This window comes from Fontivita pretiosa (assembly GCF_050410795.1).
GTDB classification, from domain to species: Bacteria; Planctomycetota; Phycisphaerae; order Tepidisphaerales; family Tepidisphaeraceae; genus Fontivita; species Fontivita pretiosa.
In genome coordinates this window covers 2,422,234-2,448,581 of sequence record NZ_CP191258.1, presented here as the reverse complement: position 1 = coordinate 2,448,581, position 26,348 = coordinate 2,422,234, and the positions used below count along the sequence as shown (strand labels likewise).

At 64.4% G+C, this 26,348-nt stretch carries 19 protein-coding genes; 3 read left to right on the top strand and 16 right to left on the bottom strand.

Annotation, left to right across the window (positions count from 1 at the left end):
- Positions 1–138: 138 nt before the first annotated feature.
- The 5 genes from ACQS5P_RS09945 to ACQS5P_RS09925 form a co-directional block, all read right to left on the bottom strand.
- The gene (locus tag ACQS5P_RS09945) at positions 139–2,292 is read right to left on the bottom strand and encodes a hypothetical protein (protein WP_428940736.1); all 2,154 of its coding nucleotides are present in this window, start codon (positions 2,290–2,292) and stop codon (positions 139–141) included.
- 137 nt (positions 2,293–2,429) lie between these two features.
- The gene (locus tag ACQS5P_RS09940; RefSeq protein WP_428940735.1) at positions 2,430–3,374 is read right to left on the bottom strand and encodes a carbohydrate ABC transporter permease; all 945 of its coding nucleotides are present in this window, start codon (positions 3,372–3,374) and stop codon (positions 2,430–2,432) included.
- 74 nt (positions 3,375–3,448) lie between these two features.
- Positions 3,449–5,857, bottom strand: a complete 2,409-nt coding sequence (locus ACQS5P_RS09935; RefSeq protein ID WP_428940734.1) for an extracellular solute-binding protein — start codon at positions 5,855–5,857, stop codon at positions 3,449–3,451.
- Positions 5,854–8,283: an alpha-amylase family glycosyl hydrolase gene (locus ACQS5P_RS09930; protein ID WP_428940733.1), complete on the bottom strand. Its 2,430-nt coding sequence runs from the start codon at positions 8,281–8,283 to the stop codon at positions 5,854–5,856. Before ACQS5P_RS09930 ends, ACQS5P_RS09935 begins: the two co-directional genes overlap by 4 nt.
- A gap of 112 nt (positions 8,284–8,395) precedes the next feature.
- On the bottom strand, positions 8,396–9,547 hold the full coding sequence (locus tag ACQS5P_RS09925) for a LacI family DNA-binding transcriptional regulator (protein ID WP_428940732.1): 1,152 nt from the start codon (positions 9,545–9,547) through the stop codon (positions 8,396–8,398).
- Between the two features lie 251 nt (positions 9,548–9,798).
- Between ACQS5P_RS09925 and ACQS5P_RS09920 the strand changes: the two genes are divergently transcribed.
- Positions 9,799–10,752 (top strand): hypothetical protein, encoded by a 954-nt coding sequence (locus ACQS5P_RS09920; protein WP_428940731.1) that lies wholly within the window; start codon positions 9,799–9,801, stop codon positions 10,750–10,752.
- Between the two features lie 159 nt (positions 10,753–10,911).
- On the top strand, positions 10,912–14,121 hold the full coding sequence (locus tag ACQS5P_RS09915) for a dockerin type I domain-containing protein (RefSeq protein ID WP_428941012.1): 3,210 nt from the start codon (positions 10,912–10,914) through the stop codon (positions 14,119–14,121).
- Here the strand turns inward: ACQS5P_RS09915 and ACQS5P_RS09910 are convergent.
- The 5 genes from ACQS5P_RS09910 to ACQS5P_RS09890 all read right to left on the bottom strand — a co-directional run bounded on the left by ACQS5P_RS09910 (position 14,118) and on the right by ACQS5P_RS09890 (position 19,538).
- Positions 14,118–14,792 carry a hypothetical protein gene (locus ACQS5P_RS09910; protein WP_428940730.1) on the bottom strand — a complete coding sequence of 225 codons (675 nt, stop codon included), beginning with the start codon at positions 14,790–14,792 and terminating at the stop codon, positions 14,118–14,120. The two genes, ACQS5P_RS09915 and ACQS5P_RS09910, sit on opposite strands and share 4 nt — an antisense overlap.
- A gap of 27 nt (positions 14,793–14,819) precedes the next feature.
- Complete coding sequence (locus tag ACQS5P_RS09905) at positions 14,820–15,764, bottom strand: glycosyltransferase family 2 protein (protein WP_428940729.1); 945 nt, start codon at positions 15,762–15,764, stop codon at positions 14,820–14,822.
- Positions 15,765–16,435: 671 nt separating this feature from the next.
- On the bottom strand, positions 16,436–18,316 hold the full coding sequence (asnB, locus tag ACQS5P_RS09900; RefSeq protein WP_428940728.1) for an asparagine synthase (glutamine-hydrolyzing): 1,881 nt from the start codon (positions 18,314–18,316) through the stop codon (positions 16,436–16,438).
- A 1-nt stretch (position 18,317) separates the two neighbouring features.
- Positions 18,318–18,797: a hypothetical protein gene (locus ACQS5P_RS09895; RefSeq protein ID WP_428940727.1), complete on the bottom strand. Its 480-nt coding sequence runs from the start codon at positions 18,795–18,797 to the stop codon at positions 18,318–18,320.
- 63 nt (positions 18,798–18,860) lie between these two features.
- Positions 18,861–19,538 (bottom strand): DUF2959 domain-containing protein, encoded by a 678-nt coding sequence (locus ACQS5P_RS09890; protein ID WP_428940726.1) that lies wholly within the window; start codon positions 19,536–19,538, stop codon positions 18,861–18,863.
- A gap of 99 nt (positions 19,539–19,637) precedes the next feature.
- Here ACQS5P_RS09890 and ACQS5P_RS09885 point away from each other — a divergent pair, with 99 nt between their 5' ends.
- On the top strand, positions 19,638–20,195 hold the full coding sequence (locus ACQS5P_RS09885; protein WP_428940725.1) for a hypothetical protein: 558 nt from the start codon (positions 19,638–19,640) through the stop codon (positions 20,193–20,195).
- A 60-nt stretch (positions 20,196–20,255) separates the two neighbouring features.
- Here ACQS5P_RS09885 and ACQS5P_RS09880 read toward each other — a convergent pair whose 3' ends face one another.
- The 6 genes from ACQS5P_RS09880 to ACQS5P_RS09855 all read right to left on the bottom strand — a co-directional run bounded on the left by ACQS5P_RS09880 (position 20,256) and on the right by ACQS5P_RS09855 (position 26,345).
- The gene (locus tag ACQS5P_RS09880; protein ID WP_428940724.1) at positions 20,256–21,926 is read right to left on the bottom strand and encodes an FAD-dependent oxidoreductase; all 1,671 of its coding nucleotides are present in this window, start codon (positions 21,924–21,926) and stop codon (positions 20,256–20,258) included.
- 35 nt (positions 21,927–21,961) lie between these two features.
- On the bottom strand, positions 21,962–23,386 hold the full coding sequence (locus tag ACQS5P_RS09875) for an MBL fold metallo-hydrolase (protein ID WP_428940723.1): 1,425 nt from the start codon (positions 23,384–23,386) through the stop codon (positions 21,962–21,964).
- Between the two features lie 21 nt (positions 23,387–23,407).
- Positions 23,408–24,262, bottom strand: coding sequence for a sulfite exporter TauE/SafE family protein (locus ACQS5P_RS09870; protein WP_428940722.1), 855 nt, complete (start codon positions 24,260–24,262; stop codon positions 23,408–23,410).
- A 150-nt stretch (positions 24,263–24,412) separates the two neighbouring features.
- Positions 24,413–24,958 carry a rhodanese-like domain-containing protein gene (locus tag ACQS5P_RS09865; RefSeq protein WP_428940721.1) on the bottom strand — a complete coding sequence of 182 codons (546 nt, stop codon included), beginning with the start codon at positions 24,956–24,958 and terminating at the stop codon, positions 24,413–24,415.
- The gene (locus tag ACQS5P_RS09860; RefSeq protein WP_428940720.1) at positions 24,916–25,329 is read right to left on the bottom strand and encodes an ArsR/SmtB family transcription factor; all 414 of its coding nucleotides are present in this window, start codon (positions 25,327–25,329) and stop codon (positions 24,916–24,918) included. Before ACQS5P_RS09860 ends, ACQS5P_RS09865 begins: the two co-directional genes overlap by 43 nt.
- A 128-nt stretch (positions 25,330–25,457) precedes the next feature.
- A complete protein-coding gene (locus tag ACQS5P_RS09855; RefSeq protein WP_428940719.1) occupies positions 25,458–26,345 on the bottom strand; it encodes a metal ABC transporter permease in 888 nt (295 codons plus the stop codon).
- Positions 26,346–26,348 lie beyond the last annotated feature (3 nt).

Sequence of the window (26,348 nt, the reverse complement as noted above, 5' to 3'; positions counted from 1 at the left end):
GTGCTCAGGTTCAGTTGATGTGCGTGGTGCCGTGCAGTGATGCGATCGTTGGATGATACACGCAAGCAGGTCAAAGCCCAAAAACGGCGGCGACGCGCCCAAGGGGCGCGCCGCCGTCATGGAGGAGGCTTCGATTCGTCAGTTTCGCCGGGCACGACGCGATCGCTTCAACGAGCATGCGGCGCCCAGCAGCAGGCCCAGCGACGCCGGCTCGGGAATCACGCCCGACTGAACCGCTCGCAACGCCGCCAGGTATTCGCCGCCAAACATCCGGGCATGCTCGGCAATGAGCGCCTCGGCCAAGGGACCGGCCTGATTCACATACGCATTGTCGATCAGGGCGTAGTCCGTTGCGTCGATGCTGCCGGAGTAGTCGAAGTCTCCATTGATCCAGCCACTGAGACTGTTGACATACCCGTTGTCGATCAGCGAGTAGTCGGTGGCGTCGATCGAGCCACTGAGGTCGGCATCCCCGAAGTAGGTGAACTTCACCAGGATCTCATTACCGGTCAGCGTCTGCCCGGCGAAATCGGTGTAGATCGGCCCGCTGCCTCCCACCTGAGCCAGGTCATTGAGCACAACGCCCAGCCCGTACAGGAAGCTGCCGGCGGTGGTGTTCTGGACATTGGCCTGTGTGCTGCCGATTCCCGGGCCAAGCCAGTCGAAGTTCCCGCCGTTTTCAAGGGCCGACTTGATCGATGCGGTCACCGTTGCCAGCGAGCCGCTGTTGACGATCAGGCTGTTGTTGTTCAGGTCCAGGCGGGCGCCCGTGGCGATCGATAGCGAGTCCACGCGCGAGGTTCCGGCCGGCTGGTTGGCGAGTGTGCCGGCGGCGATTCGCAGCGAGCCTTCCTGCACCGCCACCGCGGACGTGCGAACGTGCTGCATGATCGCTGTGCCGCCGCCGTCTTTGGTCAGGGTGATTCCCGCCGCCGGTGTGACCGTGCTGTTGCTCAGGTCCAACAATCCGCCCGAGGACACGGACAGCCGCATGTCCTTCTGCCAGAACATGGGTACGGTGATGGCGTGCGAGCCGGCCACGACGTTGATGCGGGTTTGCTTGCCCGCCAGCGCGTCGAAGGTGAGTGATCCGGCGCTGCCGCCGAGTGTGTAGTCGTTGCTGGCGTTGTCGAAGATGATTCCGCCGACGGTGTGTGCCCCGTCCACGTTGACGGTGGCGTCGGCCGCGATCGCGCTGCCGAACTTGGCCGTCGTGTTGATTCCCTCCGGGCGGACGATCAGCCAGTTGGCATCGACCGACCAGTCCCCGCCGCCGCTGTTGCCCCACTCCGGAAGAGGCACCGTGATGTAGAAATTGGGCATGGGCGAAGTGAAGCCGTTTTCGGCATCGAAAAGCGGCACCCCGCCCGGGCCGGCGCCGGGGCCTTCCAGATTTGGCGTGTCAAACGGCAATCCCGGCAGGAACTGGTTGGACAGGTAATTGCCCGCATCGTTGGTGATGAACGCCAGGAGCTTGATTTCCTGACCCGGATCGGCGTTGAGAAACAGGGTGGACAGAAGCAGCTCCACGCCTGTGGTGGCGGTGGTGGGATCGCCCAGCCCCGCCGGATCGCCCGTGCCATTGACGCCCGCGGTGTTGGTGTTGTTGAAGGCATGGGTGACCTCGCCGGCGTTGAAGCTTCCGGCGCCGCTGTCGCGGTAATAGATCGAGGTGACCGAGGTTCCGCTGTTGAGCAATCCGCTGCGGGAGCTGTCCAGCGGATCGCTGAGGAACACGTCGCGGTTGGGGTTGGGCTCGTTGGGGATGGTCAGGTCGATGACGTTGATGTAGTAGTTCGGCCCGCCGCCAAAGTTGTTGATTTCGATCGAGTAGTCGGGGTTGAAGCCGGGGCTGACGATGCTGGGTCCTCCCGGCGGGGGCGAGACGTCGGGTCCGCCGTCGGTGTCGGTGCCCCAGTCGTCGGTTTTCGCGCCGCCGACCGAGCCGAACACGCCGTATCCGCCGGGCGTGGTCCCGGCGATGGCGCCGCCCGATTTGGTGTCCAGGAATATGACGATGCCGTTGGAAAACGGCGCGCCTTCGAGGTTGCCGGTCAGGGCGAGCTGGAACGAGCCGTCGGGATTGATGCGACCCAGCGCCTGGTTCAGCTCCGACTGGTTGTTGCCAAAGCCGGTGGGCGCGGTCTGGGTGGCCAGTGTCAGGTTGTACTCTGCGACATCGACGGTTCCCTCGACAGCCGCCAGGGACATCCGCGGGACGATGGCCAGCCCGACGACGCCCCCCAGCAGCGCGGCGATACGGTGACGTTTGGTTTTGACCGCGAGCGACATGATTCCACCTCCGGCAAAGTAGCAGCGAGAGCGGGCACGAACGTGTTTAAACGGTTTAACAATACCGCCACCCGCCCGGGCATGTCAAAGGAATTCTGCCGCCGCTTTCGCCCAGCGCGTTGCCCGCGGCGGGGCAGTCAGCTCTTCAGCCCCGTCATGGCCACGCTCTGCACAAAATACTTTTGCGCCGCGAAGAACAGGATCACGCAGGGGAGCATGCACACGACGCTGGCGGCCATCAGAAGCTGGGCGTCGGTCGTCCCGTATTGCCCCTTGAATGCGTTCAGCGCCAGCGCCAGCGTGCGGTTTTCCGGTGAATTCAGGTAAATCAGCGGACCCAGGAAATCATTCCAGGCTCCCAGAAATGTGTAGATGGCCACGATCGCAATCACCGGCCCACTCAGCGGCATCATGAGCTGCCAGTAGATTCGCCAGTTGCCCGCCCCATCCATCCGCGCCGCCTCGATCAGCTCTTCGGGAATCTGCGCGAAAAACTGCCGGAACATGAACACGAAAAATGGCGACCCCAGCCACGCCGGGATGATCAGCGGCCAGAAGCTGTCGATCATCCCCAGCGAGCGGAACAGCACGAACACGGGGATCATGGTGACCTGTGCCGGCAGCATCAGGGTCGAGAGCATGACCATGAAGAGGATGGCGCGGCCGCGGAACCTGAAGCGGGCAAAGCCAAAGCCGACCAGGCTGCACGAGAGGATCTGCCCGGCCACGCTCAGCGTGGTGATGACCACGGTATTGGCCAGCGCCGGCCAGAAGTTCATCTTTTCCTTCGACAGCGCGCGGGGGTAGTTGGACCACTGGATCTGCTTGAGGGACTTTGGCGGCGCGACGAAATCCCCCGCGGCGACTTCGGCTTCGGTCTTGAGCGATCCGTTGATCACGAAATAAAACGGCACGAGGAACGCGACCGAGCCGATCAGGAGGATCGCGTAGGCGAGCATCTGCTGCACGCTGCTGCTGGGCCGGGCCGATCGCGAAAGCGCAGGTGTTCCCGCCGCCGGACCGGCCGGCGAAGCCGCTTGCGGTTTGGCGGCAGGAAGCATCGGGCTCTGCGTCGTCGTCACGTGTCACCTCCTCTGCCTCTCCCGGAGTACCGGGAGAGGGGACTGGAGCGCAGCCGCCCATCCGCATCTGCCCGTCACGTCTTCAGCCCCTCGTAGTAGACCAGCCTTCTGGATGCCCGGAACACCACGATCGTCAACGCCAGGATGATCAGAAACAGGATCCACGCCAGCGCGCTGGCGTAGCCCATGTTGTGGAACTCGAACGCCTGGCGGTACAGGTTCAGCACGTAGAACAGTGTGGCGTCGCCCGGCCCCGGGCCGGTCATGATGTACGCCTGCGTGAAAACCTGAAAGCTGCCGATGATCCCCATGACCAGATTGAAGAAGATCAGCGGCGAGAGCATGGGCAGGGTGACGTTCCATAGTCGGCGAATGGCTCCGGCGCCGTCGATCGTCGCCGCCTCGTACAGCGAGGCTGGGATCCCCTTGAGTCCGGCCAGATAGATGATCATGGCTCCGCCCACGCCCCAGAGGTTCATGATCACGAAGGCTGGGATGGCCCATCGCGCCGCGTCGTTGACGGGGGGATCGACGCTGGTGTCCACGCCGAACCAGTTGGGCGGGCGCAGTCCCAGCGGGCTGAGGATCGGGCGAAGGATCTGGTTGAGCAGCCCGTAGTCGTTGTTGAAGATCTGGAGCCACAGCACCGCCAGTGCCGCGCCGCTGATCACCGAGGGCAGGAAGTAGATCGTGCGGAAGACCGTGATGCCGCGAAGCTTCAGGTTCATCAGCAGCGCCACCGCCAGGGCCGCCACCTGTGTCACCGGCACCGCCAGCAGCACGTAGTAGACCGTCACCTGGATAGACTTGTAGAACGCCGCGTCGGATTGCAACAGTTGGCGGTAGTTGGCCAGTCCCACGGCGTCGGCGGCGCTGATCGGCACCATCGCGCTCCAGCGGGTGAAGCTGAGCAGCAGGGACATGAGCATCGGCCCCAGCGTCAGCGCCAGGAACCCGATCAGCCAGGGGAGGATGAAGGCAAACCCCGCGCGTTCCTGGGCGCGGTCCAGAGGCCCGAGGCGTTCGCGTCGCGCCCGCCACGCCAGCCCCGCCGCCGCCAGCGCCACGGCCCCCAGCGTCACCGCCAGGACGATGTCCCACCGCATCGGGCCGAACTTCTCGCGTCTGAGCGGCGAATCAAGCTCCGCCAGCCACAGGCGCTCGATCTCCCTGACATTCTGCTCGACGGTGGCGGTTCCGAGCTGGATCGAGTCCTCGATCTTGTCATCGACGATGCGCGCCCATTCTTCCTGTCGGGGGATCTGCTGAAGCCGCGCCACCTCCATCGCGTCCAGAAACGCCCGCGCGTTGTGTTTCGGCACCCCCGGTGGATTCAAAAAGTCGTCGGAATTGGCGACGGATCGCAGGCTCGGCACGGCCAGGCACAGGTGCGCCGACATGACCTGCCCCTCGCGCCCACACAGGAAACGGATCAGCCTGTAGCATTCGTCCGGATACTTCGTGCCCGACGACATCGACCAGGCGGTGTAATAGATCTGCGACGCGGGCGCGGTTTTGTAAGGCACGGGCACGCAGTCCCAGCGAAAGCTGCTGATCGTGCGATACCGCGGGACCATCCACCGTCCGATCGGCCCCAGGCAGCCGATGTTGCCGTTGAAGAACTCCTGCCCGCCTTCCTTGGCGATCCCGGTGGGGTTGTAGACGATCTGATCCTTCAGCCGCAGGCGGGCGATGAACTTCAGCGCCTCCAGAGCCGGCGGCTCGTCGAGCGTGACGTTGCGAAAGTCGGGCGAGCCGTCGGGCCTGGTGCCGAAATAGTCTGCGCCGAAGGTCCAGAGGATGTTCCGCAGCGAGTCCGGCCAGAGCTGCAAATACCCGCCGTAAATCCGGCGATTCTCGAAACCGCGCGTGCCGGAAAGCGCCGTGATCTTCCGCATCGCGATTTCAAACTCGTCCCAGGTCCATCCGCTGTACGGCACGGCAACGCCCGCGGCCTGGAACAAATCCACGTTCACGTACATCACCGCCGTCGTGTAGTCCTTGGGCAGCCCGAACAGCGGACCCTTGCCGAGCTGCTGCGCGTCGGCGTCGTACCGCCAGGCGTTGATCAGCAGGGGATAGAAGTCCTGTCGCCACTCGGCCGGCTCCTGCTCGAAATACTTGTCCAGCGGCGCCACCAGCTTCAGCGTCGCAAATTCCGGCAGCAGGTTGGGCGGCAGGTAGAACACATCCGGCGGAGTCCCCGCCGCCATCATCGTCTTGAGCTTGCTGGTGAAGCCGCCAGCGGCGTTGATCCGCACGATCCGCACGTGCGGATTCTGCTGCATGTAATGATCCACCAGCGTCTGGACGATCTGGTCTTCCTCCTTGCTGCCCCAGTGCAGAACCGTCAGGGTGATCGGGCGATCGCGCCGGGCACGCTGCTCGCGCACCACGCGCAGCCCCACATCGAAAAACGACCAGACGATGATCCCGATCGAGACCATCGCCAGCAGCAGCCGCATTGCCCGGGCGATCGTCATGGCTTGATAACGGGCGTGAGAATGGCCGTGTCGTAAGGATCCAGCTCCACAACCACAGTTTTGCCGTCGGGATCGGTGCTGAGCGGCGTGGCGCCGGGCTTGGGCGCGATCGTCGGGCGATCGTTGCCGTCGGCCGGGAGCTTCAGTTCGGCGTGCGCGGGGTTCATCCAATCGATGAAGCTGTGCCCGGCTTCGACCGGAACGTTCACCCGCGCCGGCTTGTCGCTGCGATTGAGCACGACGTAGACGCAATCATCGCCCACCTGGCGGGTAAAGCCCAGCACGCCCTGTCTGTCGTCGATCACGATTGGCCGATAGAACCCCAGCCGCAGCGCCGGCAGCGCGTGGCGGATCGCGATCACGCGCTGGTAGTGCGCGAAGTGCTCGTCGCTGAACTGGAACTCGGGATTCTCGAACGGCTCCAGATCCTCCCACCACATCGGCATGCGATTGGATGGATCATCCGGCGACCACATCCCCGCCTCATCGCCGTAGTAGATCATCGGCGCCCCGAGGAAGCACATCTGAAATGTCACCGCCTGGCGGATCCGCGCCCACTGCTGCGGGTTGGGTTTGTCGGGCTTGTACTTCGGGCCGTTGTCCTGGATGCGGTTGGCCGCGTCGTACGGCAGATCAGGATTGACGAACATCGACGCCAGACGATCGGTGTCGTGGCTGTCGAACAGGTTCTGCTGCGCCAGCACCACCTGATGCGGATACGCGAAGATCATCTGCGTCAGCCGCGAGTTGAACTCGCTGGCGGTGATCGCTTTGGTCTGGTTGGCGAAGAATTCCTGACAGGCGACGGCGAAGCGGTAGTTCATCACCGCGTCGAACTGATCGCCCTGTAGCCACGCCTGTGCCCAGTCCCAGATTTCGCCGGTGATGTAGGCGTCGGGTTTGGTCTGCTTCACGACCTTGCGGAAGTCGATCCAGAAGGGGTGGGGGATGTCGCCGGGCACGTCCAGCCGCCAGCCGTCGATGCCCCGGGACGGCTCGCCATCCGGCGCCAGCCAGCGTGTGGCGATGGCCATCACGTGTGCGTAAGGCCCCGGCGCCAGTCCCTTGTGCGGGTCTTTCCTGAAGACCGGCAGATGCCCGTCGGGTCCGTCCCAGGCCTTCCAGCGGATGCCGCCCGGTTTGCCCGGCTCGCCGCCGTCGCCCCAATCGGTAATCTCGAACCAATCAGCGTATCTGCTATTTTTGCCATGCTTGAGGACATCCTGGAAGAACGGATGCGACCGCCCGACATGGTTGAACACGCCGTCCAGAATCACCTTGAACCCCTGACGGTGCGCCTCGGCCACAAAGTCCAGGAAGATGCGGTCGGATTGGCTCCACTGCCAGGTCGTCGGGTCGTCCGTCTCGCCGGGGATGGGGATATCGCCCTTGACGCCAAAGTTGTCGTCGATGTGGCGGTAGTCGGTGGCGTCGTACTTGTGCAGCGAATCGCCCTCGAAGACGGGGTTGAAGTAAATCGCATTGACCCCGAGCCGGCGCAGGTACGGCAGCGCCTGCCTGACGCCCTGGATGTCTCCGCCGTAGCGCCGCCGCCAGACATTCCCGTGGCCGCGGTAGAAGTTTTCCTGCCCCGGCGCTTCGCCCGGCTGGGTCTTCCACCAGTCCGCCTGCCAGCGGACCAGCGTCTCGAACTCCCTGTCGCCCGGATCGTTCGACGGATCGCCATTGCGGAAACGCTCAGGGAAGATCTGGTACCACACGGCGTGCTTGGCCCAGTCGGGGGTATGTACGTTCGGCTGCATCGCCACGCCGTGCGCGTCAGGATCGATCGCGAGTCGTTTGGTTCCGTCGATCAGATCCAGCCGGTAAGCGATCTGTGCACCCGGTACGACGACCAGTCCGCCAAATACGTCAAATCCTGCGTCCGTGGTGAGCTTCTGGAGTCGGGAATCGATCGAGTTGTTCACGTCTGCGTTGCGGGCGACAACTTCCACAGCCTGCACGTCGCCCGCCTGGGCGCGGACCCGCACACGCAGCGTTCGTTGATCGACAACGTCCAGATCACTGCGGTCCTTCGGGTCGTGCAGGACGAATTGCTCGTTGATGTGATTGGGCCTGGGCGGCGGGGCCTTGCGGATGTCCGGGCCGATCAGAACCGCCGAGTTCTTCCCGCCGAAGGTGTCGTCGACTTCCAGTTCCCTGTCGCTGGCCGGATCATTGAGCCAGCGATCGCCGTTGACGACGAACTTGTAGTAGGTCACGCCCTCGTTGAGCTTGACGGTTGCGGTGTAGATCCCGTCGCCGTCGGGATCGGTCATGGGGGTGGCGTCTTTGGACCAGCCGTTGAATGATCCGGCGACTGCCACCGATTGCGGTTTGAGGTCCAGCGACCTTGAATCAAACTTGAAGGTATGTTCCCTGGCCGCCGCCCGGCACGGCGAGCTGACGAGCGCCGCCGCGAGCACACACAAAAGCAGAAGAAGACCACGAAGCCACGAAGTCGCGAAGCGACTGCGCGAACATGAACGACCGCTTCGTGTCTTCGCGTCCTGGTGGTTCAAGAGGTTTATCATGTGATCAAGTGCCCGACCTGACCATTGCTGTGGAATCGCGCACGACCAGATGGGTGGGCAGCGTTTCGGCGACGCGCTCCGCCCGCCCGCGGATCCGCTCGATCAGCCGCTCGCACGCCTGCACCCCAACCTGATACAGTGGCAGGTGGATCGTGGTCAGGCTGGGGTTGATGAACTGCGTGTGCTGCAAGTCGTCGAAGCCGACCACCGAGACATCCTGCGGCACGCGAATCCCCATCCGCGACAACTGGTGCAGCGCTCCGATGGCCATCTTGTCGTTGCACGCGAAGATCGCCGTGATATCCGGATGACGCTCCAGGATCCGCTGGGTGGCCTCGGCCCCGCCCTGTTCGGTGAACTTGCCATCCTCACACCAGGTGTCGTCGGGTGTTGTGCCTTCGGCGGCGAGGCGCTGGACGTAGATCTGTTTGATGTCGCGCGAAGTGTGGATCTCCGGTGCTGCGCACAACAGGGCGATTTTGCGGTGGCCGAGCTGAAGCAGGTAGTTCATCACCTGCATCGCTCCGGATCGGTAGTCGCACGCCACGTAATCGAGCTGCCACTGGTCGAAGTAGTTGTCCACGACCATCGCCGGGTAGCGATCGTCGGCGAAATCTTCCAGGTAGTGGTTGCGATCGTTGGTTCCCAGCAGCAGCACCCCGTCCACGTATCGCCGCTCGAAAATCTGGATGTGCTTTTTTTCCTTGATGAAGTCAGGCTTGGCCTGCTCGAGCATGACCTTGTAGCCCATTTTCCCCGCGCGGTCGCAGATGCCGCTGATCAGCTCGCCGAAGTAGGCGTCGGCGAAGGTGTGGCGCAGCGCCGGCACGAGCACCGCCAGCACGGTGGTGTAGCGGCTGGACAGGCTCTGGGCCAGGCGGTTGGGCTGGTAGCCCAGTCGCTCGATCAGCCGGGAGACGCGCAGATGGGTGGCGCGGCTGATCCGCGGGTTGTCGTTCAGGACCATCGAGACGGTGGCGACGGAGACCTTGGCCAGTCGGGCCACGTCGCGGAGGCTGACCGATTTTCCGCCGCGGTTGCGGCCGGCTGTGCGTCGCGAGGGCGTGGCGGCGGCGGACGGTTCGGCCAGGTCCACCGCCAGGTGGTTGGCGGGCGCGGCGGAGGCGGCGGCTCGCTTGCTGCTGCGGCTGGGCATACGTGCAGTAAAACAGTTTAACAACCCGATGAACAAATGCAATCAAAACCCCATACCGGCCCGCCGTCGATGCGGTTGCCGAAATAACGCCGATTCGAACTGCCCTTGAAGCCTCGGCACCTCGTGCCCCAATCCCCGTTCCCACGGATTCGCCGGTTTTTGTTTGACATCGCGCGAGGCGGGCTTATGATGCTGTCAAACCGATTAACCCGTTCTCCAGTTCCTCGGCATTTACCTTCGGAGGGTCGAAAATGCTTAAGCTGAACTGCTCGGGCGTGGCATGCGCCGCCATTGTCCTGGCCACCGGCTCCAGTTTCGCCGCCATCTCTGTGGACGGCGTGCGCGATCCGGACTACGGCAGCCCCGTCGCCGTCCAGACCGTCCAAACCGCCTTCGGCGACGCCAACCCCAATGGAGGCAGCGAGCTCGACGCCGCCTACGCCACCGTGCAGGGCGGAAACCTCCACCTGCTGCTCACCGGCAACCTGGAAAACAACTTCAACAAGCTCAACATCTTCATCGACTCGCAGCCGGGCGGGCAGAACGTGCTCCAGAACGATACCAACAACGGCGGCAACAACCCGCCCAACGACGGCTGGGCATTCAAGTATGCCGGCTTCACCTTCGACAGCCCCTTCGCCGCCGACTACCTGATCATCACCCGCAACGGCAACTTTGGCGGGGATCGATTCGACATCGACTTTGCTACGATCGGCGGCGGGGCGGGCGCGTTTCTGGCGGCGGGTAACGTGTTCGGCGGCACGCAGCAGGGTGCCAACGCCAGCGCCCTGCCCAACGGTATCGGCGTCGCATTCAACAACTCGAATACCGCCGGCGTGACCGGCGGCACCGCCGCCGCCGACCAGCTCGCCGCCGCCGCCGTCACCACGGGGCTGGAGCTGATCATCCCGCTGTCGGCGATCGGCAACCCCGGCGACGGCGACGTCGTGCTCATCTCCGCCATGATCAACGGCTCCAACCACGACTACCTGAGCAATCAGTTCCTGGGCGGACTGACCCCGCCGCAGGGCAACCTCGGCGGCGACGGCGCCGGCGGCTTCAACGGCACCGTCGGGCAGATCAATCTCAACAACTTCGCCGGCGATCAGTACTTCAGGATCGTGATCCCCGAGCCGGCGATTCTGGCGCCGGCGTGCCTGGCCGCCGTCGCATTGCTGCGTCGTCGCGCCGCGGCGCGTCGGTAAAGCGCATGCCGCGGTGATGGTGCAATGTCCAGCATAGATGTTTGCCGATGCCGCCAGGTGCCCGGCGGCGACCAACCTCAGCCTCGCGCCGCAGGGGCCTTCAGGCGAGCGACAAGAGCGGCGCCACCTGCGGCGTACGCGCAATGGGCGGCCTTGGCAGTGGTGGCTCTGGCCGGGGCCGCTCACGCCGACGACGTCTCGGCACCGCCCATCCTCCAGATCTTCGAGTCGCGATGGGACAACATCGAGAAGCGGTCGGCGGACATCTTCATGGCCGGGTACGGCGCGCTGTGGCTGCCGCCCACCGGACGCGCCGATACCAGCAACGAGTCGGTCGGGTACGACGTGTATGACCGCTTCGATCTGGGCGGGCCGGGCAATTACACGCTCTACGGCTCGGAGAAGTCACTGAAGCGGACGGTGGCGATGATGCACCGCGCCGCCGCCAGCGTGTATGTCGATCTGATCTGGAATCACAACGGCTACTCGAACCTCAGCACGCCCGGCTTTGCCGCCGCCGGTGGATATCCCGGTTTTGCCATCACCCTTCAAAGCACCAGTCCCGGCAGTCCGGGTTACAACACGCGCGGGATCAACGACGTCGATGGTGATTTTCACGGAGCGTTCGAGAGCGGCGACTTGAACGGCCGGCTGGCAGGACTCATCGACATTGCCCAGGAGAAGAACCACCGGTTCATCCGCAGCCCGGTGCCGGGTTTTGCCAACAATCTTCCGGCAGGAACCACACCGGCGTTCGGTCGGCTGGCCAACGTGCCGGCAGAATCCAACCGCCGGTTCTATCCCGATCGCGATCTGCCCGGCATGACGGTGTATGATCCGGCCACCAACCAGACCGTCACGATCTACCCGTTCAACACGGCCGACCCGATGGCCGGCGATCCGGTCGAGGAAAACGCGACCGGCTACCTCATGCGGCACACGCAGTGGATGGTGCAGGAAGTCGGGGTGGACGGATTCCGGATCGACGCGGCCAAGCACATGCCCGCCTGGGTGCTGAACTATTTCGACCAGTCGGTGTACCGCGCGATCCGCCAGCCGCTGCTGGATGGCAGCGTGCGCCACGTGTTCAGCTTCAGCGAGGTGCTGGACGGCAACCGCGGGTTCGTTCAGCAATACATTCGCAAGGACCTGAACAGCGGCACGATCGGGCAGGTGCGCGGCAACCGCGACGCTTTGGACTATCCGCTGTTTTTCGCCATGCGCGACAATCTCAGCGGCAACGGCCTGGCCAACGACTGGGGCAATATCGTCAACGCCTCGCAGGACGTGCAGGACGACGGGCTGGCGAACAACGGCTCGCAGGGCGTGGCATTCGTGTCCAACCACGACGACATCGGCGCCGCGCCGTATCTGGAGAACGTCGCCTACGCCTACTCGCTCATGCGCCCCGGCAACGCGGTGGTCTACTTCAATGCCAGGCAGTTCGGGGACGGCCGCGCGTTTCCGCGCGACGGGCGGGGCGATGCGCTGGGCGGACTGTACGGAAACACCATCACCAGGCTCGTCGAGGCCCGCAACACACACGGGCGCGGCAACTACATCGAACGCTGGCGAAACAAGGAACTGCTGGTCTACGAACGCCGGAAGTCAGCGATCGTGGCCCTGAGCAACCGCCTGGACAACGGCTCGGATACGATCCAGGATGTCCAGACATCCTTTGCGCCGGGCACGCGACTGGTCGAGCTCACCGGCAACGCTGACGACGCCACCGTCGATAGCGCCGGCCAGATCGACAACGTGCTGGTGGTGGATGGCAACGGCCGAGTGGACCTGCGCATCCCGCGCAACCGCAATGCCGCCGGTGTCGAGCACAAGAAGGGTTACGTGATCTATGGCTTGCCCACGCCCACGGGCACGCTGTCGATCTCCAACATCGCGATGACCATTCCCGCCGAAGCGCCCACCGCCTCCACCAACGGCACCGCGCGGCTGACACCGCTGGAGGTCGTAAAAGCGGATTCATTCAGCATCACGCTCCAGACCACGCCGGTAACGGTTGGCGGGTGGCGCGACATCCATGCCGACGGCGACAACGCGCTGCTGCGTCTGAACGACGGAATGGACCTGAACAGCTCCGGCGGGGTCGATCACGTCACCCCCGACACCGTCGCCTACGGATTCGAGAACTTCACGACCAAGCACAGTCCGCTGTACGGCGGTGGCGACGGGCAGTTCATCCAGCATGTTGATGCAACAGCCCTTGCCGAGGGGATGAACTACCTGACCGTCCGCGCGTTCCGCCACAGCGACGATTCGAATGATCCGGCCGTCTACAGGGATTTCCGCAAGGTGATCTACATCGATCGGCTCAGGCCAGACTCGGCGATCGACTCCACGCCGTCGCTGGGCGGCAACAGCCGCCAGGTCCGCGTCGTCAACCCTGACATGACGGCCAACAGCGTGCACACGTTCCTGAACCTGCCGGCGGCACTGACCGAGGCGCAGATCCTCTCGTTCGTGAACAGCGGCAACAAAGCCGGACAGATCGACCGCAACCTGTTTGCTTACGGGTATAACAACGTTCCCAACGGCAACAACGTCGTGACGGTGGTGACCTTCGAGATCACCGGCAACTACAGCATCCAGCGCTTCGCGGGGCTGGATATGGGCACGACGCTGGGCGCGGGGCTGGGAGACCTGAACTTCTCAAACACCTACACCACCTCGGACGTGACGCAGTTCGAGACGGTGCTGTACGGACAGAACCTGTCGTTCAATCCGGCGGCGGACCTGAACGCCGACGGACGCATCGACAACCGCGATCTGTTCCTGCTGCGCGGCCGATACACATCGGTGGGCGCGCCGGCCAGCGTCATTGCCGAGGCGCGAAACGCCGAAGTGCGCCGCGGCGACCTCAATAACGACAACCTGACCAACGCCACCGACATCGACACGCTCTACGGCAGCTTCGGCTCCACGGCGTGGCTGTACGATCTGGATGCCGATGGCGGCGGGGCCGATCAGCAGGACATGGACACGCTGATCCGCCGGATCTTCCTCAGCGAATACGGCGACGCGAACCTCGACCAGCGCGTGGACGTGCGCGACCTGTACATCCTGGCGAGCCACTGGCAGACGCTCGGATCGGCGAGCTGGTCGGCGGGGGACTTCAGCGGCGACGGGGCGGTGAACCAGGCGGACCTGAACCTGCTGGCCACGTACTGGCAGTTCAACTCGCCTGAGGCTGCTTCGGCCTGGCGCCTGGCGGCTTTGCAGGAGTCGCTGGCTGCCCTGGGGCTGCCGCCGGCACAGATCGGCGTGCCCGAACCGAGCTCGGCGGCCTCGCTGCTGATGGGTCTGATGCTGCTGCGCCGCCGGCCGGTCCGTCACGCCGCCTGCTGCGCTTAGCCCTTTTTCCTGTAGCTTGCCGGCTTGGCCAGCCGCGTTCTGAGCGCCTGCTCCTTGAGCTGCGTTCTGCCGAGCTTGCGGCCAGTGAGCACCTGACGCGCCGTCTGCGAGCGGCTCTTGTTGGCGATTGCCAGACCCAGCCGAAACAGGTTCGTGCGTTCGGGATTGACCGGAAGAAGGCAATTGGGGCAGACATCGTCCCGGCCATTGGTGACGGGGGTCTGGCATCGTACGCACAAGCCCTGCATGCGCAGCCGGTCGATGGCTCGCTGTCGCCGCCGGCGCCCGATCCAGTCATACACGAGCCACGCGCCCGCGGCGATGGCGCCCACAACAATCAGCCATGGATTGATCGTGCTGCTGACCAGGAACACAAACGCGAAGAAGGCGGCCAGCACGCCGAAAAACAGCCCATACGCCTGAAGCGGCGGCACGCCGACAGCGTTGCTGTTGGATGCGTCATTGACGATCAGCAGGACGCAGACCGCGAAGACGAAAGGCCAGATGACCATTCCGCCGCCGCCCAGAAAGCTCATCGCCAGATGCACGATGAATCCGAGGGCTACCAGTCCGATCACCACCAACCAGACGATCGGAAGCTGCGCCCGTTCCTGCATCTGAATGGGCGTGCGCGGATCTCGGCGGTTCTGGTCGGCCTGATATTGCGCCATGACTGCTCGCTGGCGATCGCTTCGAGCCTACCTTGAGTCGGGCTTTTTTTCGATCCCCAGGGTGTCGGAGACAATATACAGCGGGCGTTGCTTGATCTCCTCGTAGATTCGGCCGATGTACTCGCCCAGCACGCCGATGGCGATGAGCTGCACTCCGCCCAGGAACAACATGCACAGGATCAGCGTGGTGAATCCGCTGCCGTATTTTTCGCGGTGTCGCAGGAAGTCGATGAAGTAGTAGACCGCCAGCAGGAACGCGCCGCCCGAGACGATGAACCCCATCCACGTCGCGACCTTCAGCGGCTTGTAGCTGAAGCTGAGCATGCCGTCCATGGCATACTTGATCAGCCGCCGAAGGGTCTGCTTGGGCTTGCCTGCGGCGCGGTCTTGGCGATCGTACAGCACGCTGGTGGATTTGAATCCCAGCCAGCTTCGCAGTCCCGGAATGAAGCGGTTGCGTTCGGGCAGCTTGTTGAACTCGTTGACCACCGCGCGATCCATCAGCCCGAAGATGCCGGCATCGGGCATGGTGGGCAGATCGCTGATTCGCCGGAAAATCGGATAAAAAAGCTTGAATCCGATCCCCCGCGCCCCAGAGCCATCGCCGCGGCTGTGCCGCTCGCCCAGCACCACCTGGAAACCCTGCTTCCACTTGCTGACCATCTCGGGAATGACTTCGGGCGGATCCTGGAGATCTCCGTCGATCAGGATGACGCAGTCGCCGCTGGCGTGATGGATTCCCGCCGTCACCGCAGGCTGGTGCCCGAAGTTGCGGGACAGCTCGATCAGCTTGATGCGGGGGTCTTCAGCGTGGTACTGGCGGATGATCTCCGCCGAGCGGTCGCGGCTGCCGTCATTGACGAAGATCAGCTCCCACGATTCGCCCGTCGAGTCCAATGCCGCCGTCAGCCGGCGGCGCAGCTCCGGCAGGTTCTCCTGCTCGTTATAAATCGGAACAACGACGCTGATCATCGATTGCAAAATATAACCACCAGGACTTCAAGTCACGAAGCCGCCGCCGCGGTGGACACAGCGGCACGCCCAGGTCACTCGTGTCACGGGTTTCCCGCCTGTCGTTGATACACATCTCGGACGACCCGAGTTTTTCGCTCAGGCTCCCAGGTGCGTGCGAAGAAGGTGAAGACGAGCCAACCGTAGCATGGCCGTCCCGGCCATGCAGGGTGCGCTCGAACTCGAAAGTCCGACACCCGGCCCATTGATCACTCCATGCCGCTAGGCACGGGCGAGACGCCCGTGACACGTCCGAGCCAACTGTAGCATGGCCGTCCCGGCCATGCAGGGTGCACTCGAGTTCGAACGTTGGATCTCTGGGTTGTTCATCACTTCATGCCGCCAGGCACGGGCGGGACGCCCGTGACACGTCCGAGCCACTTGTGGCATGGCCGTCCCGGCCATGCAGGGTGCGCTCGAGTTCGAAAATCCGCTCCCCGTGCTGTTCATCACTTTATGCCGCCGGGCACGGGTGCCACGCCTGTCCGCTCTGCTGCCTCAAGGAGGGCTTCCAGAAACGTGTATGAACGTCAGGCGTCCCGCCGGTGCGAGCAGCGCGTGCACGACCCAGACGGTCGTGACACGCTACGAGCCAGCAGATCTGTTCCGCGTTCATCCGCGTTCATCCGTGGTTAACTGCCACGGTACCACCGCCACCAAAGCTCCAGCATCAGAAGCGCGTACAGGCGCTGAGAGTGATCAACGCGCTGGCGTTCGTGCTCATCCACAAGCCGCTCAATCACCTTCATATTGAAGTGATCCCGCGAGAACGAATCGGACGCAAACAGGCTCTCCCGCAGCATGGGCCTGAGCTCGCCACGGAACCACTCCCCGATCGGCACGGCAAAGCCCATCTTCCTCCGCTTGAACACGAAATCCGGCAGGTCCTTTGCGAACGCTTCGCGAAGCATGCGCTTCGGTCCGCCCCCAAGAAGCTGATCCGTCGTCAACCCCGCCGCCAACTGTACCAGCTCATGATCCATGAACGGGCTGCGAACCTCCAGGCCATGCAGCATCGAGCAGCGATCGACTTTGGTCAGCAGGTCGTCGGGCAGATACGTGAGGCGATCCACGGCCAGCGCGGCTTCGACGGGCGTCGCGCCAGCCTCAAGCTGCTGCTCGAACAGCTCCGCGACATGGTCGGCGGGGTGCATCTGCTGGCACGGCAACAGCTCCGCCAGGGTCGCGTCATCGAAGATTCGCAGATAGGAAGCATATCGGTGGGCGTGGTCGAGCTGGAGCGAGCCGAGCAGCCGCGCAGCCCGCGTGAGCGTGGATTTGGGATGCCCGGCGGACCAGGGTCTGGCCAGCGCGGCCACCAGGTGACGCGCCGCCCGCGGCGATCGCGCCAGCCGCGAGCAGATGTGCATCGCGCGATAGCGATCGTACCCGCCGAAAAGCTCGTCGCCTCCGTCGCCGCTGAGCGCGACCTTGACGTGTTTTCGCGTCTCCCTCGCCAGGTAGTGCGTCGGAAGCGCCGACGAATCGCCGAAAGGCTCGCCAAACACCTGCGCCAGCTTCGGCAGATCTTCCGCCGCGGTCGGATGAACGATGAACTGGCGATGGTGGGTCCCCAGGTGCCGGGCCACAGCCGCCGCATACGGCGTCTCATCGTAGCGCGGATCGTCAAATCCGATGCTGAACGTCTCGACCGGCCCGAACTGCCGCGCGCAGGCAGCGATGACGCTGGAATCGATCCCGCCGGACAGGAACACGCCCAGGGGAACATCAGAAACCAGTTGGCGCTGCACCGCGCGACGCACGCGAAGCTGCGTCTGCGTGCGCGCATCATCGCACCGTTCTTTGGCCGCATTCGGATCGAAAAACCGGCCGCCGCTCTGGCAGATCCCCAGCCGAAACACGCTCCAGGAGCCGGCGGCCTGCTTCACGCAGTGCCGCTGCACCGATCTGCATCCGCCAATACAGCCGTATCGCAGATACTCGATCAGGACGTCTTCCGCCGCCGAAGAATCCTGACTCCGCAACGCCTGAAGCTCGCTGGCGAAGGCGATCATCTGCCCGGGATGATGTGCAAGGAACAGCGGCTTCTGCCCCATCCGATCCCGCGCCACAAACAGTTCCTTTTTCTGCTCGTCCCAGACCGCAAACGCGAACATGCCATTCAGTTTCTCCAGGCACTTTTCGCGCCAGACGTCGTACGCCATCAGCAGCACTTCCGTATCGCCGGTGGTCCGCCAGCGGTAGTCGGGCCTGAGACGGGAGATCTCGGACTTCAGTTCCCTGAAGTTGTAGATCTCGCCATTGAAGACCAGCGTCAGCGGGCCGATGTGGAAGGGTTGATTGCTGCGCGGATCCGGGTCCAGAATCGCCAGCCGGCGAAACGCCAGCCCCACCTGCGGCATCTGGGGCGTGATCGGCTCGTTCTGGCGCGTGAGGTGATACCCCTGCCCGTCCGGGCCGCGGTGCGCAATCGCGCGCGACATCGTTTCCAGCGTCTCTGGCGAGACGCGATACTTCTCATCCCACGCCACTACGCCCGCAAAGCCGCACATGTTACCGGTTCAGTTCCTCGAACATCAGCCGGATGTCTTCGTCGAAGAGAATCTGCACCGGCAGCCACGAGTCGTGCGGGCGATAGAACACCACCGTGCATCGCACCGGATAGCGCTGAAGCTTCAGCAGACACTCGATCCGCACCACTGACGAGCCCAGCGACCGCCTGGCCACGATATCGTATCCCACCGGATCTCCGTGGGTGGGGCGCAGGCGATCGAGCATCTCCAGCGTGGCATCGCGTGTCTGGTCCACGGCCACGGCTTCTTCCCCGGGCAGCGCCGACTTGACGGCGTTGAAGGCCTCGAACGCGCTGCCGCTGGCAAGCGTGCGCAGGAACGCTTCGGCGAACGCCGATGCCTGCTCCACCGTCGCCAGCCGCTGCCGCGGCACGTGATCCCCTCCCTGGTCTTGCGCCAAAACCACCGCCCCCACGATGACCGCGATGGACACGACCCCTGCCATGGAATATGCGCGCATGTGCAAGCTCCTCGTGCTGCTCCAACTCGCCAATCAAAAGACCGCAAATCAACAATCGACGGCTCACGACTTTTTCGGCTGGATCTCCGCGATGAACTCATCCGCCTCCGCGATGCTCGCTTCCATCGTCCTGATGAGCTTTTCGATGTCGCCGCCAAGCTCGATTTCCGTTCCCTTCAGCGACGCGATCGCCTGGGCGTTGAGGTTGTGCTTCAGGAACAGCACGCGGTTCTTGAACTTGGTGAGAACCGGCTCCATCGTCGCCGCCGCCGCATCCATCCGCTGGATCAGCTCCTCGTAGCTGCGATACGTTCTGTCGTAGAGCTGCTGGCTCTGCTGCCGGATCGACGGATCGTCCTTGATCTGTTTGATCTCCCCTCGCCATTCGTCGAACAGCGCCCTGGCCACGTTCTTCACCGACTGAATCCTGTCGCGCACCTGCTCGGCCTGCTTCTCTGACGCCTCGTACTCGTGGTTGAGCTTGTTGTAGACCTTTTCGAGGTCTCCGCCCTCGAAGTTCACCACGCTCCTGAACTGCTCCAGCGCGCTGGCGAACTGCTGCTTGGCCTCGACCTGCTCCTGCCGCGCCTTTTTCACGTTATCGACGAGGCGTTCGCGCTTGGCATAGCCCATGCCTTCCCAGGCGTTGTAGTAGATCTTTCGCGTGGTGGCGCAGCCGCCCAGCAGCAGCGCCAGCAGAACCGTCGCCGTCACTGCCACCGGCCATACGTTCGGTTTCATCCGATCCATCCTTTCCGCCTTTGCCTGCGGCTTGTTGGACCCCCCAAAGACAAGACGATTGTAGCCGCACCAGCCTGCATCCAGATATACTCGCCCGCGATGCGCCGGCCGCGACTGTTGATCACCGGCTTCCAGCCGTTTGACCGATATCAGGTCAACCCAAGCGGACAGGCCGCCGAGATCCTCGCCGCGGAGCTGGGCGCGCTGGGGGTGGCAGGGCGGGTGCTGCCGGTGGATTTCCACGCCGCCCGCAGTCGTCTGCTTGGCCTGATCGATGAGCTGCGACCGCAGGCGTGCCTGTGCACGGGCCTGGCGCCGGGCGACAGCTTCCGACTGGAACGAATCGCCCGCAAAGTGCAGCCGTTCGAAGCATTGCCCGGCGAGGCGCAGCTTCGCGGCAACTGGCCGTGGGAATCCTTCATCACAACGCTGGATCGGCTGAGTGTGCCCTGGCGGTTCTCCGACGACTGCGGCCTGTACGTCTGCGAGGGCTCCTACTGGACGCTGCTGGATCACGCTTCGCGATGCGGCTGGCCCGAATGCTGTGGCTTTGTCCACGTCCCGGCCGCCAGTGAACAATTCCCCGTCGAACGCACCGTTGCCGTGATGCGGGCGCTGCTCCACGATCACCTGGGATCTGCCGACCCGCCCGTCTAGCCGTAGAGTCTGCTCGCCGGCTGCACACGCAACGCGCGTCAGTCTGTTCTTGTGCTGCTTCTACTGCGCTGCCGTCACGCGATCCTTCAGTACGTCCCGCGCCAGCGCAAAACCGCCCTTCAGATTCTTCACCTGGGTAAATCCAAGCTGCTCGAGCATCCGCTGCGCCACGTATCCCCGCAGGCCGACCTGACACATCACCACTATTGGCCGGGATCGGTCCAGCTCGCTGTGGCGGCGACGAAGCTCATCCAGCGGGATGTTGATCGCGCCGCGGATCGTACCGGCGGCGAATTCCTCGGGGGTACGCACGTCGATGAGCTGCTGGTCGTCCAGCGACCCCGGCGGCACCGCGCGCATCACCCCGCGACGCTGATTCTGCGCCACGAACGCCGCCATGTGCACCGCATCCTTCGCCGAGCCGAACGGCGGCGCATACGCCAGATCCAGCGTCGCCAGGTCATCGATCGTGCCCTTAAAGTGCATGGCCGTGGCGATGACGTCCAGACGCTTGTCCACGCCCGCGCCTCCGACGATCTGCGCCCCCAGCACGCGCCCGCTGGCGTTGTCGTAGACCAGCTTGATCCGCATCGCCTGGGCGCCGGGGTAGTAGCCGGCGTGATTCGCGGGCAGCACGTAGGCCGAGTCGACATCCACAAAACCCGCCTGCCTCGCTGCACGCTCGCACAAGCCGGTGATTCCGACGGCAAGGTCAAACAGCTTCATGATCGCCGTGCCCAGGACTTTGCCGGCCGGCAGCGCCTGGCCGGTGGCGGCGTGCTCGCCCGCCACGCGCCCCTGCCGGTTTGCCGGACCCGCCAGCGGAATCCGCACCGGAGCATCCGTCACGGCGTGGATCGCTTCGCTGGCGTCGCCAACCGCATAGATGTCCGGATCGCTCGTACGCTGCACGCCATCCACCGCAATCGCGCCGGTGGATCCGATCCGCAGCCCGGCTTCCTGCGCCAACTTCACGTTCGGCCTCACGCCAATCGACAGCACGACCAGGTCGCACGGGATCACACGCCCATCCTCGACTTCGACGGCGCTGACCAGACCGTCGCTTCCGGCGCGAAGCGACTTCAGCCCGCTGCCGACGATCAGCTTCACATCATGCCTGGCAAGCTCCGCGGCGATCGGCGCGGTCATCTCCTCGTCCAGCGGCGGCATCGGGTGCGGCAGCTTCTCGACCACCGTCACGCCCATGCCCCGCTCGTGCAGCGCTTCGGCCATCTCCAGCCCGATGAACCCCGCGCCGACGACAACAGCATTTCGCGGCTGGCGCTGGCGGATCCACTGGTCGATCGCCCGCGTGTCGTCCATCGATCGCAGCGAAAAGACGTTGGGCGCATCGACATTGGCAATCGCCGGCACGATCGGCACCGCCCCGGGCGAGAGGATCAGCTTGTCGTAGCCGAGCTGAAACGTCCTGCCGCTGCTCAGGTCCGTCACGTCGATCGTCTTGCCGGCGCGGTCGATACGTGTCGCCTCGTGACGCACCCGCACGTCGATGTTGAATCGCTGTTTCACCCGCTGCGGATCGGTCACCAGCAGCTTGTGCGCGTCCTTGATCGCCCCGCCGATGTAGTACGGCAGGCCGCAATTGGCGAACGAAATGTGCCCGCTGCGCTCGATGACGATAATCTCGGCATGCTCGTTCATCCGTCGCGCCCGAGTCGCCGCGCTCATCCCGCCAGCCACACCTCCGATGATCACGATTCGTTTGCTCATCTGCTGTTCAGTCCTCGGTTGTCTGCCTGGAGTTCTCAGTCCTTCGTTGCCGGCAACCCCGCGGCGTGCCAGGCGGTCATCCCGCCAGGAACATTGGCCACACGCTCGTATCCGCTGCTCTTGAGCACCGACGCCGCGATCGAGCCACGATACCCCGTGCCGCAGATCACCACCACCGGCCGGTCCTTCGGAACCTCATTCAGCCGATCCTTCAACAGACCCGCGTGAATGTGATGCGCGCCCTGAATGTGTCCCCCGGCCCATTCACTGTCGCCGCGCACGTCCAGCACGAACGGCGGCTGGACCTTGTCATTCAGTGCCTCGTGCAGGTCCTGCACCGATATCGTCTCCAGCCGCGATACCGGATATCCCGCGTTCTCCCAGCCCTCGATCCCGCCTTCCAGGAATCCTTCGATCCGGTCCAGCCCAATGCGGATCAGATGCGTGACGATGCCGGGCATGTCCGCGGCGCTGGGCGGCACGATCACCAGCGGGCGGTCATAGGGCAGCACCCATCCCGCCCACGAGGGCAGGTTCGGGTCCAGCGGGATGTTGATCGACCCTGGCACGTGCGCCGCCGCGAACGCCTCCTTCGATCGAACGTCCAGAACGATGCAATCGTCGCATTGCCGCTGGTGAACCTGATTCGCGCTCAGCCGCTTCTGCCCCGGAAGCTGCGCGCCCAGAATCGTCGGCCCGCGCGCGTTGATCTGCTTCATCCGTTTGAAGTAGGGCGGGGCCGGCGGCATCTCGTTCAGCAGCGCGCTGGTCCACTGCGGCTCGGGAGCCGGCTGGAGCGAGCGGTTGAAGCGTCGCTCGAATCCCAGCGACGACGACCGCCGCGAACCCAGCGCCTTGCCGCACAACGAGCCGGCGCCGTGGCCGGGATAGATCTCCGTGAAGTCCGGCATCGAGAAAAGTTTGTGGAAGATGCTCTGATACAGCAGCCGCGCAAGCTGCGTCTGCTGATCCGGACCCAGCAGGTCCGGACGACCGACATCCCCGACGAACACGAAATCGCCGGTGAACATCAGCCACGGCGTGTCCGTGCTGCGTGTCTCGTCGAACACAGCCCAGCAGATATGCTCGAGCGTGTGCCCCGGCGTGTGGACGGCGCGCAGGCGAACGCTGCCGAGCCTGACTTCCTCGCCGTCACTGACGAGGCGATCCGCGTAAGGCGGCGTCCACTGCGTGCCGCCCATGCCCGAGCAGACGATCTGCGGCTGCGGCGCCTCCGCATCGCGCAGCCGCGCCTTCAGCTCGACGGATCCACTGACGTAGTCGGCGTGCACGTGTGTCTCCAGCACGTGCGTAATGTACAGCCCCTGTTCCGCCGCGATCCGAATGTACTCATCCACGTCGCGCGTCGGGTCGATCACCGCCACCTGCCTGCTCTTCTCGTCCCCCACCATGTACGAGGCAATCGCCAGGCCCGGGATGAAACGCTGGTGGAAGAACATGATTGCTCCGTTCCTTTGCCTTCACGAGGCGTGCGAGGCAGCCCACGCCAGATTCTTGAAGATCACGAATGCCGCGACGACGACGATCACGACCGCAAAAGCCTTCTGAAGATGCACCGGCGACAGCCGCCGACCGATCAGCGTTCCGCCATACAGGCCGATGATTCCGCCAGCGACAAACAGCGTCGTCAGTCCTGGCTCAAGGGGCTGTCGGGTCAACACGTAGGAGCACACGCCCGCGGCGCTGACGCAGGCGATCACCATCAGTGAAGTGGAGACCGCGTTGTGGATGCGCATGCCGGTAAACAGCACCAGCGCCGGGACGATGATGAACCCGCCGCCCACCCCGAACAGGCCCGACATCACGCCCGTCAGCCCGCCGCAGATCGCCATCAGCGTGGCGCAGCGCGAGCTCCAGGTGAGTTGCCCGCTGGGGCTGCGGCTGCACGCCGGCGGATCGGCGCGCACGGCGGGACTGGAAAGCTGCGGCGCCCGGATCGCCGCCGCCGCTTCCGGACGCCTGCTCGCCTTTCGCCACATACGAACGGCCACCCAGAGCATCAAAGCCGCAAAGCAAAGCAGCAGCACTGCTGCCGGGACGAACCGACCGATGAACGTCCCCAGCGGCGCGCCCACAATCCCCCCGGCTGCGAACATCAGGCCCGTGCGAAGTTCCACTTCAGCTCGGACGATGCGATGGATCGCGCCGGCCAGGGACGTGGCGCCGACGGCCGCCAGCGAGATGCCGACGGCTTCGCGCGGCGGCACCGACAGGCCGTAAACCAGCATCGGCACCGCCAGGATCGATCCACCTCCGCCGGTCAGTCCCAGCGACAGTCCCACCACCGCTCCGAAGATGATCGCCAACGGGTTCATCCGCGCAACAGCCCGTGTAATGCCATCGCTGCCGTGTCACGGACCTGCCACCCGTGTCGTGTGCGCCTGCGGGACCAGGCGGTTTTACTTCCACACACGCATCTCAGCACGGCCGAGACGCCCGTGACACGCATGACACGTCCTGAGTATCTACGCCCGGTTCCACGGCATCTTCGCCAGCAGCATCGCCATGCCGCAGCAGTCGGTGACGCCAGCAAAAACCAGCCCCGCGCCCACCATCGCCGCCAGCGCATAAAAGCCGGGATGCACCAGCCATCCCAGCGCCACGCCAATCAACACGAGCAATCCCGCGGCGATGCGCACCTGCCGCTCCAGCGGGATCACCTTGCGCTGGCCGCGTACCACCGGCAGGCCGGCCTGTTCCCACGCCTGCGTGCCGCCCTGCACATTGAACACATTGCTGCATCCGGCGGCGAGCATCTTTTCGCACGCCCGCGCCGCGCGGGCGCCGCTGCGGCAGATGAAGTAGATCGGCTCGTCGCCCCGCCCGTTTCGCTCAGCCAGCAGACGCTGCGGATCGAGCTGATCCAGCGGTACGAGCCGCGCGACTTCGACATGAACGGCCTGGAACTCCGCAGGCGTGCGCACGTCGATCAAATCGACGCTGCGCCCCTGCTGGCGCGCCTGTTCGATCAGGCGGCTGAGTTCAGCCGGTGCGATCGTCTGGACCGACATCGTGAAGCCTCCCTGTCATGGTGATTGTTGGATCGGTGAAAGACCTTTGCCCGCGGCTTCAGGGCCGCGTGCTCCTGCTCGATGAACCGCATCACGCCGTTGCACACGCTCTGGCACAGCTCGAAGATCGACTCGTCGCGGATGCTGTAAACCGCCTGGTTGCCCACGCGCCGCACGCCGACGATCCCGACCTGTCGCAGCACCGACAGATGCTTCGAAACCGATGCCTGCGCAATCCCAAGGGCGCGGGTCAACTGCGTGACGTTCGCCGGCCCGCGCCTGAGCTGAAGGATCAGCCCAATGCGGTTCTCATCCGCAAGCGCCTTCAGCCGCTGCACCACCCGTGCGATCAGTTGAGGTTCAGGAGACATATTCCTGTATTCCGGTGGTGGAATACTACGAAGGCCCTATCGACGTGTCAAAAGACGGGTCGCGGACTCACGAGCAGGACGTAAAAGACCGAAGAGCAGATGAAACGATGACTGCGGTTTCGGCGCAGTCAGCGGCGGCCGGAAGGGATGTGGACGCGCATCACACCCGCACGCCGCGGCAGCCGGGTCAGCGACCAGGCGATCAGAAACTCCGCGAACATCGCCAGCACCATCGCCGGCCCGGCCGGCAGATAGCGCCATCTCAGATTGATCAGCAGTCCAACGATCATGCCCACCAGCGACGCCCCCAGCGACAGAAGCATCACCGTGCGCAGTCGGTGGCTGATCAGCAGCGCCGTCGCCCCCGGCAGAACCAGCAGCGCCGTCACCAGCACGCTGCCGGCCACGCGAACGCCCACCACGATCACCATCGTCACCAGGATCATCAACAGGTAATGCACGAACCCCGTGCGCACGCCCGAGGTCTGGGCCAATATCGGATCGAAGCAGTAGGCCAGGATCTCCTTCCAAAGCGCCGCAACGACGAGGACGACGGCCAGGCAGATCGCCACCGCCACGCGCGTGTACTCCGGCGAGAAGCTGACGATCCGCCCGAACAGCAGGTTGTCGAAGAGGGTCGGGACCGTGTGGCGATACTCGGTGTAGACGTGCTGGGCGAGGAACCCCCAGGCCAGCGACGCGACCAAAAAGATGCCGATGGCGGCGTCGGCGTGAAGCCCGTGCTCGCGGCTCATGGCGCCGATCGCCAGCGCGGTGCCCAGGCAGAACAGCACGACGAACGCGTACGGCGCCCATGGCGTATCCAGCTTCGGAAACAGCAGCATCAGCAGCCAGGCGGTTCCCGCGCCGCCAAAGCCGGCATGGCTGATGCCTTCGCCGATGAACGCCCAGCGGCGCAGGACCACCACGACGCTGAGGACCGCGCACGCCACCGCCAGCGCCGTCGCCGTCGCCAGCGTGTTCAGGAGTATCGAGTTTGCCACCGCCAGGTGCATCGA